15 protein-coding genes are annotated in these 14,914 nt (G+C 57.0%); 9 read left to right on the top strand and 6 right to left on the bottom strand.

Annotated features, from left to right (window positions below):
- Positions 1-129 precede the first annotated feature (129 nt).
- Entirely contained in the window at positions 130-765 is a 636-nt protein-coding gene (locus AC6I8A_RS14330) for a response regulator (protein ID WP_256697069.1), read from the bottom strand.
- A 58-nt stretch (positions 766-823) separates the two neighbouring features.
- Positions 824-2,512 carry a nitrate/nitrite two-component system sensor histidine kinase NarQ gene (narQ, locus tag AC6I8A_RS14325; RefSeq protein WP_265300280.1) on the bottom strand — a complete coding sequence of 563 codons (1,689 nt, stop codon included), beginning with the start codon at positions 2,510-2,512 and terminating at the stop codon, positions 824-826.
- A gap of 237 nt (positions 2,513-2,749) precedes the next feature.
- On the opposite strand from narQ, the gene AC6I8A_RS14320 reads away from it, so the two are divergent.
- From AC6I8A_RS14320 to nudK, 9 genes are all read left to right on the top strand, one after another.
- On the top strand, positions 2,750-3,022 hold the full coding sequence (locus AC6I8A_RS14320) for a YdgH/BhsA/McbA-like domain containing protein (protein WP_497818694.1): 273 nt from the start codon (positions 2,750-2,752) through the stop codon (positions 3,020-3,022).
- Positions 3,023-3,317: 295 nt separating this feature from the next.
- A complete protein-coding gene (gene ansP, locus AC6I8A_RS14315; protein WP_497818693.1) occupies positions 3,318-4,808 on the top strand; it encodes an L-asparagine permease in 1,491 nt (496 codons plus the stop codon).
- Positions 4,809-4,971: 163 nt separating this feature from the next.
- On the top strand, positions 4,972-5,442 hold the full coding sequence (gene napF / locus AC6I8A_RS14310) for a ferredoxin-type protein NapF (protein WP_265300285.1): 471 nt from the start codon (positions 4,972-4,974) through the stop codon (positions 5,440-5,442).
- Positions 5,432-5,710, top strand: a complete 279-nt coding sequence (locus AC6I8A_RS14305) for a chaperone NapD (RefSeq protein ID WP_256697064.1) — start codon at positions 5,432-5,434, stop codon at positions 5,708-5,710. Before napF ends, AC6I8A_RS14305 begins: the two co-directional genes overlap by 11 nt.
- Positions 5,707-8,193: a nitrate reductase catalytic subunit NapA gene (napA, locus tag AC6I8A_RS14300; protein ID WP_497818692.1), complete on the top strand. Its 2,487-nt coding sequence runs from the start codon at positions 5,707-5,709 to the stop codon at positions 8,191-8,193. The genes AC6I8A_RS14305 and napA overlap by 4 nt, the downstream gene beginning before the upstream one ends.
- Positions 8,194-8,204: 11 nt before the next feature.
- Complete coding sequence (napB, locus tag AC6I8A_RS14295) at positions 8,205-8,636, top strand: nitrate reductase cytochrome c-type subunit (RefSeq protein WP_007890846.1); 432 nt, start codon at positions 8,205-8,207, stop codon at positions 8,634-8,636.
- Between the two features lie 7 nt (positions 8,637-8,643).
- A complete protein-coding gene (gene napC / locus AC6I8A_RS14290; protein WP_008107860.1) occupies positions 8,644-9,228 on the top strand; it encodes a cytochrome c-type protein NapC in 585 nt (194 codons plus the stop codon).
- 114 nt (positions 9,229-9,342) lie between these two features.
- Positions 9,343-10,478 (top strand): IS3 family transposase gene (locus tag AC6I8A_RS14285; RefSeq protein ID WP_256698600.1). Its coding sequence is split into 2 segments (ribosomal slippage): positions 9,343-9,598 and positions 9,598-10,478, totalling 1,137 coding nucleotides; the frame shifts between segments, so codons are not numbered across the junction.
- 191 nt (positions 10,479-10,669) lie between these two features.
- Positions 10,670-11,248 (top strand): GDP-mannose pyrophosphatase NudK, encoded by a 579-nt coding sequence (gene nudK / locus AC6I8A_RS14280; protein ID WP_061717931.1) that lies wholly within the window; start codon positions 10,670-10,672, stop codon positions 11,246-11,248.
- Positions 11,249-11,316: 68 nt separating this feature from the next.
- Here nudK and AC6I8A_RS14275 read toward each other — a convergent pair whose 3' ends face one another.
- Genes AC6I8A_RS14275 through AC6I8A_RS14260 form a run of 4 tightly spaced genes read right to left on the bottom strand, consistent with a single transcriptional unit; the run spans position 11,317 to position 14,913 of the window.
- On the bottom strand, positions 11,317-12,282 hold the full coding sequence (locus AC6I8A_RS14275; RefSeq protein ID WP_497818955.1) for a ribokinase: 966 nt from the start codon (positions 12,280-12,282) through the stop codon (positions 11,317-11,319).
- Entirely contained in the window at positions 12,282-13,175 is an 894-nt protein-coding gene (gene alsK, locus AC6I8A_RS14270) for an allose kinase (RefSeq protein ID WP_497818691.1), read from the bottom strand. The genes AC6I8A_RS14275 and alsK overlap by 1 nt, the downstream gene beginning before the upstream one ends.
- Complete coding sequence (gene alsE / locus AC6I8A_RS14265) at positions 13,172-13,864, bottom strand: D-allulose 6-phosphate 3-epimerase (RefSeq protein WP_061717928.1); 693 nt, start codon at positions 13,862-13,864, stop codon at positions 13,172-13,174. Before alsE ends, alsK begins: the two co-directional genes overlap by 4 nt.
- Positions 13,864-14,913 (bottom strand): ABC transporter permease, encoded by a 1,050-nt coding sequence (locus AC6I8A_RS14260; protein ID WP_179449942.1) that lies wholly within the window; start codon positions 14,911-14,913, stop codon positions 13,864-13,866. Before AC6I8A_RS14260 ends, alsE begins: the two co-directional genes overlap by 1 nt.
- Between the last annotated feature and the right edge of the window lies 1 nt (position 14,914).

The raw sequence follows: 14,914 nt of genomic DNA, 5'->3' as shown, positions 1-14,914 counted from the left end.
GTCACGCTGGCGGAGTGCAAGGTCCTCTAACGAAAACGCCTGCTGATAGTACTTTACGCTGAGCAAATTAGAGAATCGTGAGTAAATTATGGAGAAAGTGTGAATGTCGTGATGATTTTATGTGCGCGATTACACATGTCGTCGACTCTCCAGCCACAGCACCGTCGCAGCAACGCGCGAACGGACATCCAGCTTGCGCAGCAGGTTGCGAATGTGCACTTTTACCGTCTCTTCGGAGATATGCAAGGTGGCGGCGATCTCCTTATTCGATAATCCGCGCGCCACTTCCTGCAGCACATCCAGCTCGCGTTCCGTCAGCTGTTTGAACGGATTCGACGTTGGCTGACGCGTTGCAAGATAATCGGCCACCGCATCGCTAAACACGTTTTCACCCTTTGCGCCGCGCATCACTTGCGCCAGCAGCAGTTCAGGTTCACTGTCTTTTAGCAAATAGCCGTCGGCGCCGGCATCCACCATCGCGTAGATATCATTGCGCGCATCAGAAACCGTCAGCACCAAAATGCGCGCGGCGATGCCTTCGTTGCGCAGCGCTTTCAACGTATCCAGCCCCGACATGCCTTTCATGTTGAGATCGAGCAGGATGACATCCGGCGATAAACGCCGCGCTTCGGCCAGCGCTTCGGTGCCGTTATTGGCTTCGGCCACCACTTCCAGCCGAGGCTCCAGCGCCAGCAGCTGGCGAATGCCACGGCGCATCAGCGGATGATCATCAACGATCATAATTGTCAGGGAAGGGTTAGCCATAATCTCTCCAGTTTTTAATCTCGTAGGGGCGCCATTCATGGCGACCTCATGCTCATTGTTAACTCAGCCGATGCGCCGGGCGCGGCGGAAAACGCAGCGTCACGCGCGTGCCTTGCGCCTGCGGGGTAATCATCAGCGTGCCGGATAAGCGTGCGGCGCGTTCCGCCATGATGGTTAAACCATAATGTCCCGGCGGTTCTTCAAGGCTGCTGATACCGCAGCCATCGTCTTCAATGGTCAGCAGGTGGTCCTCATCAGCGACACGCTGATAATGAATCTGAATATTTTTCGCCTGCGCATGACGAATCGCGTTGAGCAGCGCTTCACGCGCAATCTGCAGCACATGCACTTGCTGCTGGGCATCCAGCATCTGCAAGCCGGGCTGATAATCGAAGTCGATGGCCGCCTGCGATTGCTCCTGCAGTGGCGCAATCATCGCCTGCATCGCCTGCACCAAATCGGCCTGTTCGATGGTCAGGCGGAAAGTGGTCAGCAGCTCGCGCAGCTGCTGATAGGCTTCGGCCAGCGCGCGATCAAAATCAGCGATAATCGCCAGCGCCTGCGGTTGCGACTCATCGACATTACGCCGCAGCAAAGCCAGCTGGATGCGCAGGAAAGAGAGCGACTGCGCCAGTGAATCGTGCAATTCGCGCGCAATGGTGGCGCGCTCTTCTATTAATAGCATCTGCTGATACTGTTTTTGCGTCTGCCAGATCCACAGCGCGCGCGCCAGCATGTTCGCCAGGCTCTGCATCAGTTCGTCGGCGGGCGGTGCACGGCGGGTTTGCCAACACAGTTCGCCTAGCCGCTGCTCTTCCTGCATTAACGGTAAACGCTGCCAGCTTAAATCATCCGCCGCCACACCGGCCTGAAACTCAATCCCCTCGCTGACAATTTGCAGCACCGTTAATGCTTCACGCCGCTGCACCAGACGCAGCAATCCCTGAAACAATTCGGGATTGGGTGGGCTGCTGGTGAGAATTTGTGAGCTTTCATACAGCAGGGAAAGCGTGCGGTTGGCCTGCGTGAGATCTTCGGTTTTATCGCGCACCGCGCACTCCAGCAGGCGATAGTGCGAATGCAGCCGTTCCGCCATGGTGGTGAAGGCCTGCGCCAGCACACCCAGTTCATTGGGTTGTTGCACCGGCAGCGGCGGAAAAGCGAAATTCGCCTGCTCAACATATTGGCTGGCGGTCACCAACGCGTTGAGCGGTCGCACCACGTTGCGGCGGATGAAACGAATCGTCCACAGCGCCAGCGCCACAATCGCCAGAAAACCAAACAGGCTGCTGGCGGCCACCAGATGCATCTTTAGCTCAGCATAATGCTGCAATGCCAGCACGAAGCGGTCGATCTCGCTGACATAGCCCGCGACACGCTGCTGGTAGATTTGTGCCCGCTCGGGCTGCAAGGTCTCCTGCAACATCGGCCAGCTGTCATGCAGATAGCGATAGCGGCTGCTCACTTCAAGCGGCACCCACGCGCGCTCCAGATGTTGCAGTGCCGGGGATTCCAGCGTTTGCCGGTAGAGTTGAATGTGATGTTCCAGCTGCTGCGGATCGCGCGTGCTGTCCCACGCCAGGCGGTAAATCTGCATACGCAGCGATCCGGCGACATTCACCGCTTCTGCATCGCGCAGGCTGCTGGAGAGCGTCATCAGCGCCAGCCCGGTGGTCAACAGCGACAGCAGCACAATCACGCTGAGTGCGCGGGCAATGGTTCGAGTAACGGGACGTTTCACAATCACAATAATAACCCTTATAAGAGCGTGGGATTATAGGGCAGCCGTGCGATAACGGCGAGTTCGATCTCGTCACATCAGGTTACTTTTAGCAGATAAAACCCTTTCTCTTTACCTTTCCCTAAGTAACTCGCGTTTCGCTGGCGAATTATTAAACGGCTTTACGGCTTGCTCAACCTGGTTTTCATTCCCTGCGTGATAATGAGTCCTGTAACCCTTAACGGAAGACAACAGGAGCATCACATGAAGAGACGTTATGCCGTTCTGACTGCTGCACTGCTTGCCACCGCAAGTTTCTCGACGCTGGCAGCCCAGCCCGTAAGCGCTACAGAAGCGCAAAACCTGCAAAGCGTCGGCACCGTTTCCATCAGCGGCGTACGCGGTACGCTGGATGATGCAACGCGCCATCTGTCGCAGAAAGCGCAGGAGCAAGGTGCCAGCGGCTATCGCGTGATTGGTGTACAAACCCCAGGGGATTCCAGCCTGTGGAGCGGCACCGCAGAGATTTACCGTTAATTCCCTCCAGTAGTAACCCTGTAGTAGTCGTTATCCCTGTAGCCATCCCTTTACCGGTCAGCCCTCTGACCGGTTTTTTTGTGCACCGCGACGGATTATTACAATTCATCTTGTGCAGCCTGGCGGTATTTTTTGCTTCGTTCTTGCAGAACGGGTAGGATTCATCGCCGTAAATTCCCACCCCGCCACGCGACATCGTTCCGCCGCGTGACGCCGGGTTTTTACCCCATTTCGCACCGCCCTACGCAATCGTTTGGTTTGGCGGTGATTGATGGTCAGGACAAACAGGATGGCTATGAAATCAACTAAAAAAACCGCAGCCGAACAACGCGCTGCGAAAAGACGCTGGCTCAACTCGCACGACAGCGGTTACCAAAAAGCAATGGGTAACCGTCAGGTACAAATGATCGCCATCGGCGGTGCAATCGGTACTGGTCTGTTCCTCGGTGCTGGCGCGCGCCTGCAAATGGCCGGTCCTGCACTGGCGCTGGTTTATCTGGTGTGCGGTATCTTCTCCTTCTTTATCCTCCGTGCGTTGGGCGAACTGGTATTACACCGTCCTTCCAGCGGCAGCTTTGTTTCTTATGCACGTGAATTCCTTGGGGAAAAAGCGTCTTACGTTGCGGGCTGGATGTACTTCGTCAACTGGGCGATGACCGGTATCGTCGATATCACCGCCGTCGCACTTTATATGCACTATTGGGGCGCGTTTGGCGATGTGCCGCAGTGGGTGTTTGCGCTCGGCGCGCTGGCAATTGTCGGCACCATGAACATGATCGGCGTGAAGTGGTTCGCCGAGATGGAGTTCTGGTTCGCGCTGGTCAAAGTGCTGGCGATTGTGGCGTTCCTGATTGTGGGAACGATATTCCTGGGAAGTGGTAAGCCGCTCGACGGTAACACCACAGGATTCCACTTGATCACCGATAACGGCGGCTTCTTCCCGCACGGTTTGCTGCCAGCGCTGGTGTTGGTGCAGGGCGTGGTATTTGCCTTCGCCTCGATTGAGCTGGTGGGAACTGCAGCAGGCGAGTGTAAAGATCCCAAAACCATGCTGCCGAAAGCCATCAACAGCGTGATCTGGCGTATCGGCCTGTTCTACGTCGGTTCCGTGGTGCTGCTGGTTCTCCTGCTGCCGTGGAATGCCTATCAGGCGGGACAAAGCCCGTTTGTGACCTTCTTCTCTAAACTTGGCGTGCCTTACATCGGTAGCGTGATGAACATCGTGGTGCTGAGCGCTGCGCTGTCGAGCCTCAACTCGGGTCTGTATTCTACCGGTCGTATCCTGCGTTCGATGTCGATGGGCGGTTCAGCACCGCAGTTCATGTCGAAGATGAGCAAACAGCAGGTGCCGTACGCCGGTATTTTAGTGACCATCGGTGTATACATATTTGGTGTGGCACTCAACTACTACGTGCCTTCTCAGGTATTTGAAATCGTTCTGAACTTTGCTTCGCTCGGCATCATTTCGTCGTGGGGCTTTATCGTGGTGTGCCAGATGCGTTTGCGCAAAGCGATTAAAGAAGGCAAGGCAGACGACGTCAGCTTTAAACTGCCGTGGGCGCCGTTTACTTCATGGTTGACCCTGCTGTTCCTGGCGAGCGTGCTGGTGTTGATGGCGTTTGACTATCCAAACGGCACCTACACCATTGCCTCAATTCCGTTAATTGCCGTGATTCTGGTGCTGGGCTGGTTTGGCGTGCGCAAACGCGTGCATGCTGAAGCGCAGAAAGAGCATGAACATCATGCTGAGAATCACGATACGCTGGCGGAAGATTCACCGCGCTAATCACAGCGATTCTCATCTGCGGGGGCCTTTTGGCCCCCGTTTTTATTTCAATTCCCCTTCACTTGATCCCACGTCGGGATTTACCCCTTTGGGGTGATATAGCCCTTATTAGCGTCAGGTTATTTTACGCACCATCTCTCTTTCTCCCGTTTAAGGTGAACCGATGGCGCTGTCGCGACGTGAACTCTTTACCGGGCAGCGCGTAGCGTCTGCTGACGGCATCGCTTTGCCGTGGTGGCGGGGAGAGAACGGTTGTGATGGCTGCGGCAAATGCGTGGCGGCCTGCGAAACCCACATCATCCGCCTGGCTGCCGGTGAAGTACCGCACCTCGATTTTCTGCAGGGTGAATGCACGTTCTGCGCCGCCTGCGCAGAGGCTTGCCCGCAGCCGTTGTTCCACGCGCGTGAAACCGAGCCGTTTCCGCAACGCATTCGCATCGACAACCGCTGCATCACCTTTCTTGGCGTGAATTGCCGCAGCTGCCAGGAGAGTTGCGAACAGCAAGCCATCCGTTTCCATTTGATGCCGAACGGCATCGCACAGCCTGAAACCCTTCCGCAGCATTGCACCGGTTGCGGCGCCTGCATCGCGCCTTGCCCGGTCTCAGCCACAGGATTACATCATGAACCATGAACACAGTTGGCACGTCTGCGGCCTGGTGATTCAGGCGCGCCCGGCGTCGATTCCCGCCGTGAAAAGTGCGCTGTTGGCCTTTGACGATTGCGATATCGCTGCCGAAGACGCCACGCGCGGCACGCTGGCGGTGACGCTGGGTGCGGCAGATAGCGCCGCGCTGCTGCGCAATATTGAAGAGAGCCGCAACATCGCTGGCGTGCTGGCGGTATCGCTGGTGTATCACCAGCAAGACGAAATTGAAGAACCTTGTAAGGAAGCATCATGAGTATAAGTCGTCGTGATTTTATGAAGGCCAATGCGGCGGCTGCTGCTGCCACGGCTGCAGGACTCACCATTCCTACCGTGACCAAAGCCGCGACCTCGCTGGCTGCGCCGATTCGCTGGGAAAAAGCGCCGTGCCGATTCTGCGGCACCGGCTGTGGCGTGCTGGTCGGCACCCAGGATGGCCGCGTAGTGGCTTCGCAGGGCGATCCGCAGGCCGAAGTGAACCGAGGTCTGAACTGTATCAAAGGCTATTTCCTGCCGAAGATCATGTACGGAAAAGATCGCCTGACCCAGCCGCTGCTGCGCATGACCGACGGTAAATATGCCAAAGAGGGTGAGTTCACGCCGGTCAGCTGGGATCAAGCCTTCGACATCATGGAAGAGAAGTTCAAAGCGGCGCTGAAAGCCAACGGCCCGGATTCGGTCGGCATGTTCGGTTCCGGCCAGTGGACGGTATGGGAAGGTTATGCGGCCTCCAAGCTGATGAAAGCCGGTTTTCGCACCAACAACCTCGACCCGAACGCGCGTCACTGCATGGCTTCGGCGGTGGTCGGCTTTATGCGCACCTTCGGTATGGATGAACCGATGGGCTGCTACGACGATATCGAGCAGGCCGACGCCTTTGTGCTGTGGGGCTCGAACATGGCGGAGATGCACCCGATTCTCTGGTCACGTATCACCGCGCGTCGTCTTAGCAATGACAACGTCAAAGTGGCGGTACTTTCCACCTATCGTCATCGCAGCTTTGAGCTGGCCGATAACGCGATCGTGTTCACGCCGCAGAGCGATTTGGTGATCCTCAACTTCATCGCCAACTACATTATTCAGAACAACAAGGTCGATAAAACCTTCCTACAGAACCACGTGACGCTGCGCAAAGGTGTGACGGACATTGGTTACGGCTTGCGTCCCACCGATCCGCGTCAGGCTGCGGCGAAGAACCCGGACAGCGGCGAATCCACGCCGATGAGCTTCGACGAGTTTGCGAAGTTTGTTTCCGAGTACACGGTGGAAAAAGCCAGCGCAATGAGCGGCGTGGAGAAAGATCAGCTGATCGCACTCGCCGAACTCTATGCCGACCCGAAAGTGAACGTGGTGTCGTACTGGACCATGGGCTTCAACCAGCATACGCGTGGCGTGTGGGCCAATAACCTGTGCTACAACCTGCACTTATTGACCGGCAAAATCTCGCGTCCGGGCACCGGTCCGTTCTCGCTCACCGGCCAGCCGTCGGCGTGCGGCACGGCGCGTGAAGTTGGTACATTCGCCCACCGTTTACCGGCGGACATGGTGGTCAACAATGACAATCACCGCGCCACCGCCGAGAAGCTGTGGAAGCTGCCGCAGGGTACGGTGCCAGCCAAAATTGGTTTGCACGCCGTGGCGCAGGATCGCGCGCTAAAAGATGGCAAGCTCAACGCCTATTGGGTGATGTGTAACAACAATATGCAGGCCGGTCCGAACCTGACGCAGGAGCGTATGCCGGGCTGGCGCGATGAGCGCAACTTCATCGTGGTGTCCGATCCCTATCCCACCGTCAGCGCCTTGTCGGCTGACCTGATTCTGCCTACCGCGATGTGGGTGGAGAAAGAGGGCGCCTACGGCAACGCCGAGCGTCGCACCCAGTTCTGGCATCAGCAGGTGAAAGCGCCGGGCGATGCGAAATCCGATCTGTGGCAGCTGGTGAACTTCTCCAAACGTTTCAAAGTAGCGGAAGTGTGGCCGGAAGCGCTGCTGGCGCAGAATCCTGAGCTGCGCGACAAAACGCTGTTTGATGTGCTGTACGCCAACGGCCAGGTCAATCAGTTCCCGCTGAGTGAAGTGGCAGATGACCAGCTGAATGATGAAGCGCGCGAGTTTGGCTTCTACATCCAGAAAGGCTTGTTCGAGGAGTACGCCAGCTTTGGTCGCGGTCACGGCCACGATCTCGCGCCGTTCGATGTTTACCATCAGGCGCGCGGCTTGCGCTGGCCGGTTGTCGATGGCAAAGAGACGCGCTGGCGCTATCGCGAAGGATACGACAGCTACGTGAAAGCCGGTGAAGGCGTGCGTTTCTACGGCAAGCCGGATGGCAAAGCCACCATCTTCGCGCTGCCTTACGAAGCGCCAGCGGAATCGCCGGATGAAGAGTATGACTTGTGGTTCTGTACCGGTCGCGTACTGGAACACTGGCATACCGGCACCATGACGCGTCGCGTGCCGGAGCTGCACCGCGCGGTGCCGCAGGCGCTACTCTATATACATCCGCTGGATGCCAAAGAGCGCAATTTCCGTCGCGGCGAGAAGGTCCGCGTGGTATCGCGTCGTGGTGAAACCCTTGCCACCGTGGAGACGCGCGGTCGCAATCAGCCGCCCAAAGGTCTGGTATTTATGCCGTTCTTTGATGCGGGCGTGCTGGCCAACAACGTCACCCTGGACGCCACCGATCCGCTGTCGAAGCAGACCGATTACAAAAAATGCGCCGTCAAGCTGGTTAAAATTTAAGGCAGGATGCAATGAAACCCTTAATCACACTCGTTACTTTGGCCGCCCTGATGCTGGGCGGCACGGTTTACGCCAATAACGGCGTCGATCTCAACCAGTCACCAGAAGTGACGGCCACGCAGCAGGGCACTATTCATCAGCCCAAAGAGCAGAGCCGCAAGCCGTTGAACTACGTGAATCAGCCGCCGGTGATCCCGCACAGCGTGGATGGCTATCAGGTGACGAAAAACGTGAACCGTTGTCTGCAGTGTCACGGCACGCAGAGCTATCTCACCACCGGCGCACCGCGTGTCAGCCCAACGCACTTTACCGATCGCGATGGTCTGGTGAGCAGCACCGTGTCGCCGCGCCGCTACTTCTGCCTGCAGTGTCACGTACCGCAAACCGATGCCAAACCGGTGGTGGAAAACACCTTCAAACCGGCTGACGGCTTCGGTAAGTGAGGACATGATGAAAGAGAAACTTCTGCGCATCTGGCGCTGGTGGCGACGTCCAAGTCGTCTGGCGCTCGGCACCTTGCTGATTCTGGGCTTTGCTGGCGGCATCATTTTCTGGGGCGGCTTCAACACCGCGATGGAGATGACCAACCGTGAGCAGTTCTGTATCGGCTGCCACGAGATGCGCAATAACGTCTATCAGGAATATATGCAGACGGTGCACTACAACAACCGCAGCGGCGTGCGCGCCACCTGTCCGGATTGTCATGTGCCGCACGAGTGGGGCCCGAAAATGCTGCGTAAGATCCAGGCGAGCAAAGAGGTGTATGCCAAGATTTTCGGCATCATCGATACGCCGCAAAAGTTCGAGGATCACCGCATCGAGCTGGCGCAAAACGAGTGGCGCAGGATGAAAAACAACAATTCGCAGGAGTGTCGTAACTGCCACAACTTTGATTATATGGATTTCACTGCGCAGAAAACCGTGGCCGCGAAGATGCACAGCAAGGCGATTGAGGAAGGGAAAACCTGTATCGATTGCCACAAAGGTATCGCGCACCATCTGCCGGATATGAAAGATCAGCCGAACGGTTTTTGAAGCGGTTGCCATAAATGAACTGCACCCCAAATGTTGGACCATAATCTGACATTGATGGAGTGACCCCGAGCCCATAGACAAATCTGCCCTATATTTTGAGCATAGGAGGAGTCTATGGGCACACCACGATTTACCCCTGAGTTTAAAGAAGAAGCAGTCCGCCAGATCACCGAGCGGGGCTATTCCGTCGCCGACGTATCTGAACGCCTGGGCGTCTCGCAACACAGCCTTTATAAATGGATCCGCTCTATAAAACCTGATGCCAGCGGGCACCAGGCGCAGGATCTGCTGGATGCCCGGACGGAGATCCTCCGGTTGAAAGCGCAACTCAAGCGAACTGAGGAGGAGCGGGATATCCTGAAAAAGGCGGCGCGGTACTTTGCAAGGGAGCCCGACTAAAGTACCGCTTCATCAACGATCACCGTCAGGTCTGGTCGATCACACTGATGTGTCGGGTTCTGAAGGTTGCCCGTTCCGGTTTTTACGTCTGGCTCCACTGCCCGGTATCAACTGGAGAGCAGGATAATCAGCGGCTGCTGACGCTTATCCGCGACTCTTATACCCTGAGTGGCGGCGTTTATGGATACCGGCGGGTCCACAGTGACCTGCGAGAAATCGGGGAGGTATGCAGTAAAAACAGGGTAGCGAAAATTATGCGGCAGAACAGAATCAAGGCCGTACATGGCTATAAAATCCCGCGAGGAGCACGGGGACGTCCGTCAGTCATCGCGCCTAACCGGGTACAGCGGGAGTTCACAGTCGTTAAACCGAACCAGGTCTGGGTAACGGATATTACCTACATACGGACCTGGCAGGGCTGGCTGTATCTGGCCGTGGTCATAGACCTGTTTGCCCGCAATGTGGTGGGCTGGTCAATGAAACCCTCACTGTCGCGCGAACTGGCGCTGGATGCTCTTCTGATGGCCGTCTGGCGACGAAGGCCTGAGGAAACCGTTATCGTACACAGCGACCAGGGAAGCCAGTATGGCAGCGATGACTGGCGACGGTTCTGCCAGGCTAATAACCTGTCACCCAGCATGAGCCGGCGCGGCAACTGCTGGGATAATGCAGTGGCAGAATCCTTCTTCAGTTCGCTAAAAAAAGAGCGCATCAGAAAGCGGATCTATAGAACCCGGGACATGGCCCGGGCTGATATCTTTGATTATATCGAAGTGTTCTACAACCGGACCCGACGCCACAGCCACCTGGGAGGCGTCAGTCCAGAGGCCTTCGAAAAGGCCTCGTCGTGAGGACAGCGAATGTCTACGGGAATGGGGTCACTCCATAAATGGCGACCCTACGTTTGAGCGTGTTTCCCCCATAGGGTCGCCATTTATGGCGACCTCCTTTTTATACCTCCACCATCCTCACAATTCAGATAGTTTTCTCCGCCGCTTCGTCCTATCATCTCAGGCTCCCTCAATTTAGCAGTGGAGCGGTTATGTCGTTAAAGATCAACATCATCAAAGACAAGTTGCTGTCAGAAAACTGGTTTGTGCTGCGCAACTTCACCTACGAACTCACCCGCAACAACGGCGAAGTCGTGCGTCACAAGCGCGAAGTTTACGATCGCGGTAACGGCGCCACCATCCTGCTGTATAACACTGAAAAAAATAGCGTTCTGCTGGTGCGTCAGTTCCGTATAGCTACCTATGTGAATGGCAACGAAAGCGGCGAGCTGATTGAGACCTGCGCGGGGCTGCTGGATGACGACTCGCCGGAAGAGTGCATTCGCAAAGAAGCGATTGAAGAGACCGGTTATCAGGTGGGCAAGGTGGAGAAACTCTACGAAGTCTATATGTCGCCGGGCGGTGTCACCGAATTGATCCACTTCTTCGCTGCGCAATACAGCGATGCGCAGCGCGCCAACAACGGCGGTGGCGTTGAGGATGAAGAGATTACCGTGCTGGAGCTGAGTTTCCCGGAAGCGCTGGCGATGGTGAAAGACGGCCGCATTCGTGACGGCAAAGCCATTATGCTGTTGCAGCATGCCCAGATCGCCGGTTGGTTAAAGCCGTAGTTTTTACCGTAGGGTCGCCATTTATGGCGACCTGGCTAATCACCGCACAATTATGGCGACCTGGCCAATCACCGCACAACCTCAACCAACGCTTCCGGCACGCACTGCGGATACGCCTGCAACCGCGCCAGCGCTTCGGCGTAAGAGGGCATCGAGTGAGCCGCACCGGAGCGTTCCACGCACAGCGAAGCGTAAGCTGAAGCAAATAGCGCTGCCTGCGGCAGTTCATCGCCAGAAGCCAGCCGCGCCGCCAGTGCGCCGTTAAACGCATCGCCTGCGCCGGTGGTATCCAGCGGCTGCGCCGGGAAGAGCGGAATACGCAGCGGCGGCTGCCCGGCTACCGAAAGCAACGCGCCGGACACCCCCAAGGTAATAATCACCTGACGCGCGCCTTTGCGGTGCAGCTTTTCTGCCGCTTGCTGCGCGCTGGGGAAGTCGGTGACTTTCACGCCGGTTAGCTGCATCGCTTCGGTGCTGTTCGGCGTCAACAAGTCCACTTTCGCCAGCAGCGCATCAGTAACTTTCTGCCACGGTGCGGGATTCATAATCACAAAGGTGCCGCCAGCGCGCGCGTTGTCGATCATGCGCTGGATGGCGCTGAGATTATTCTCCAGCTGCACCAGCAAAATATCGGCGGCGGCAACGGTGGGTTGGCAGCGCGTCACTTCGGCGGCAGTTACCGTGGTGTTTGCGCCGGGATAGACCGAAATCATGTTCTCGGCATCGTCACCGGCAACGTAAATCAGCGCATTGCCGGTGGGTTTCTCCTTGCAGGTAAACAAGGTGATAGCATCGAAACCGGTCTTTTCCAGATGAAGACGCGCAAACATGCCGAAGTCATCATTACCAATCTTTCCGATATAGTGCACGCGTGCCCCAGCACGCAGCGCGGCCGTGGCTTGATTGGCACCTTTGCCGCCCGGTCCCATCATGCTGGTATGGGCGGTGAGCGATTCGCCCGGCATCGGAAAGCGGTTCATCACCGCGACCACGTCGAGGTTGAACGAGCCAAACACACACACTTTTCCTTTCATCATGCACTCCTGAACAGACGTTCGGCGGCTAAACAGGCACCGCGACAACCGGTGTGATCGGTGGATTGGCTAAACACGATCTTCAAACCGTCACGCGTGGCGGGTGGACGAAGATGCTGCTGAATCTGGCTGCGCAACTGCGCCAGCGGAAAGTCCGCCATCGCCAGCACGCCGCCGCCGAGAATCAGGTATTCCGGATCGAGGATGTTCATCTCGGTGGCAATCAACTGCGCCAGGCGCTGCACAAAAGCCTGTAGCTCCGGATGCTCGCGATGCTGGCTAAACAGCGCCGACATGTTAGTTTCTGGCACGTTATCGCTCGCCCAGCGGCTTAGCCAGTGGCCGGAAGTGACGGTTTCCGCACAGCCACGATTGCCGCACGGGCAGGGCAGATCGTTGCCGGCAACGGGCACATGGCCAAGCTCACCCGCGCCGCCGTGCTGACCATGATAAAACTGACCGTTGATCCACAAGCTGTTGCCCATGCCGGTGCCGGGATACAAACCCACCGCGCTGTCCGGCAACTGCTCCAGCTGCAACAAATCCCACAGCATCAGATGGTTAACATCTTTGTCCATCGCTACCGGCACGCCAAGACGCTCGGTGAGCAGCGCGGCAACCGGTTGTTGATCCAGCGCCTGGATAAACGGCAGCGAGATCACCTGCTGGCGGTCGCGGCTGAGAATGCCGGGTAATCCGAGCATCACGCCGCTCACCGGCTGCTGCTCCAGCGTTTCACTGATTAACTCGCCCAACGCGCTCAGCGCATCAGGTTGCTGCGCCCAGCTGGCCGTCGGCACTTTACGGAAGCTCGACCAAACGCGGCCTGCTTCCATCAGCTGCAGACGTGTGCCGGTGCCGCCAATATCGATACCGAGCCAGCATTTTTTCATGCGGATACCTGCGCCAATCCCTGAGCCTCATCAATGCTTTCGCGCATCATATTCCAGGCGGTTTCCAGATCGTCGTGAATATTGAACAAACCGGAAGTGCCAACAATCAGCACTTCTGCGCCCGCGCCAACCAGCGTGTTGTAAGTGCGGGTGTTACAGGAACCGTCGATCTCAATCAGGTATTGATAGCCGTTGGCCTGCTTCAGCGCTTTCAGCTCCTGGACCTTCTGCACCATTTCCGGAATAAACGGTTGTCCGGCATAGCCCGGATCCACCGTCATCACGGTGATCTTATCCACCAGATGAATGTAGTGATGGATAAAGGAGACCGGCGTCGCGGGGTTGAGCACCACGCCAACTTTCTTGCCGAAGCTGCGGATCATGTTGATCACGCGGAATGCATCGCGATTGATGGTTTCGGCGTGCGGGCAGATGTAATCCGCGCCCGCTTTGGCAATCACTTCAATGAAATCGGTGGGTTGCTCGACCATCAAATGCACATCCAGCGCCACTTTGGTGAACGGGCGAATCTGCTCAATAAAGAACGGCGACAGCGTGATATTTTTCACGTAGTGACCATCCATAATATCGATGTGCAGGAAGTCGGCGCGGGAGTCCAGCACGGCGAGCTGGTGCTTGATCTCCATCAGATTCATACACATCAACGACGGGGAGACTTGAATACGCATCATACTTCCTTTTTTTCGGTCAAAGGGTTAAGCGCCGCGGCGAGCTTGCTGAGTTTGACGGCACGATGTTCGTTAAATCGGGTTTTGAATTGTTTGAAGGCCAGCACCACAATCAGTACGGCGCCCCACATCGCCAGGCTGACGTGCTGGCTGATGTTCATCAGGTTGAAGCCGGTGGAGAGCACTTGCAGCGCGATCAGCGCCAGCACCACGCCGGTGACGCGACCAAAGCCGCCGTTGGGATCGGTGCCGCCAAGGATGATCGCCAGCACCGTCAGCAGCAGATACGCATCGCCGTAACCCATACGCGCCGAGTTGAAGCGCGCCATCATGATCAATCCGGCCAACACGCACAGCAGGCTGGAGATGACGTACACCAGAATCACCATGCGATGGGTGTTGATGCCGCTAAACCAGGTGGCGTTGATGTTGCTGCCGCCCATATAGATGCATTTACCGGCGCGGGTTTTGCCGAGGAACAGCGCCAGCAGCGCGGCGGCAATCAGGAACACCCACAGCGGCAGCGGAACACCAAGCAGCGTGTTGGAACCGAGCGCCTGCACCACCGACGGCATGCCGCTGACCGCCGCACCTTTGGTGAGCCAGATGCCGATACCGTTCAGCGTCATCATGGTCGCCAGCGTCACCAGAATCGGGTGCGCTCCGATGCGCGTTACCATCACGCCGGTAATCACGCCAATCAGCGCGGCAATCAGCATCGCGCCGATGATGGCGATGAACAGCCACAACAGTTGCATACCGGTTCCCGCATCGGCGGGCAGGGCGCGCATCAGCGTCCAGGCGATAAACAGCGCCGTCAGATTAGCGGTGGCGATGATCGCCAGATTCAGTCCGCCGCTGAGAATGGCGATAAACATCGCCAGCGTCAGCAAGCCGAGCTCAGGCAACTGGAACGCCATGCTCATAAAGGTCGAATCCGTGAGAAAGCGGCCCGGTAGCATGATGGTGAAGGTCGCCAGCGCCAGCGCAATGAGCAGCATCAGGCCGATATTGGTGCCGTCCGGACGCAGAGCAGAGAGTGATTTCATG

This window comes from Pantoea sp. X-Soil-ISGK-275 (genome assembly GCF_059730795.1).
Note: the sequence above shows the minus strand (reverse complement) of the source record. Positions and strands in the feature narration are given on the sequence as shown.

Coding starts and splice junctions, on each gene's coding strand:
- AC6I8A_RS14305 (WP_256697064.1), top strand. CDS start 5,432: ATGAACCATGAACACAGTTGGCACGTCTGCGGCCTGGTGATTCAGGCG.
- AC6I8A_RS14330 (WP_256697069.1), bottom strand. CDS start 765: ATGGCTAACCCTTCCCTGACAATTATGATCGTTGATGATCATCCGCTG.
- napF (WP_265300285.1), top strand. CDS start 4,972: ATGGCGCTGTCGCGACGTGAACTCTTTACCGGGCAGCGCGTAGCGTCT.
- ansP (WP_497818693.1), top strand. CDS start 3,318: ATGAAATCAACTAAAAAAACCGCAGCCGAACAACGCGCTGCGAAAAGA.
- AC6I8A_RS14320 (WP_497818694.1), top strand. CDS start 2,750: ATGAAGAGACGTTATGCCGTTCTGACTGCTGCACTGCTTGCCACCGCA.
- AC6I8A_RS14260 (WP_179449942.1), bottom strand. CDS start 14,913: ATGAAATCACTCTCTGCTCTGCGTCCGGACGGCACCAATATCGGCCTG.
- napA (WP_497818692.1), top strand. CDS start 5,707: ATGAGTATAAGTCGTCGTGATTTTATGAAGGCCAATGCGGCGGCTGCT.
- nudK (WP_061717931.1), top strand. CDS start 10,670: ATGTCGTTAAAGATCAACATCATCAAAGACAAGTTGCTGTCAGAAAAC.
- AC6I8A_RS14275 (WP_497818955.1), bottom strand. CDS start 12,282: ATGAAAGGAAAAGTGTGTGTGTTTGGCTCGTTCAACCTCGACGTGGTC.
- napC (WP_008107860.1), top strand. CDS start 8,644: ATGAAAGAGAAACTTCTGCGCATCTGGCGCTGGTGGCGACGTCCAAGT.
- alsE (WP_061717928.1), bottom strand. CDS start 13,864: ATGCGTATTCAAGTCTCCCCGTCGTTGATGTGTATGAATCTGATGGAG.
- napB (WP_007890846.1), top strand. CDS start 8,205: ATGAAACCCTTAATCACACTCGTTACTTTGGCCGCCCTGATGCTGGGC.
- alsK (WP_497818691.1), bottom strand. CDS start 13,175: ATGAAAAAATGCTGGCTCGGTATCGATATTGGCGGCACCGGCACACGT.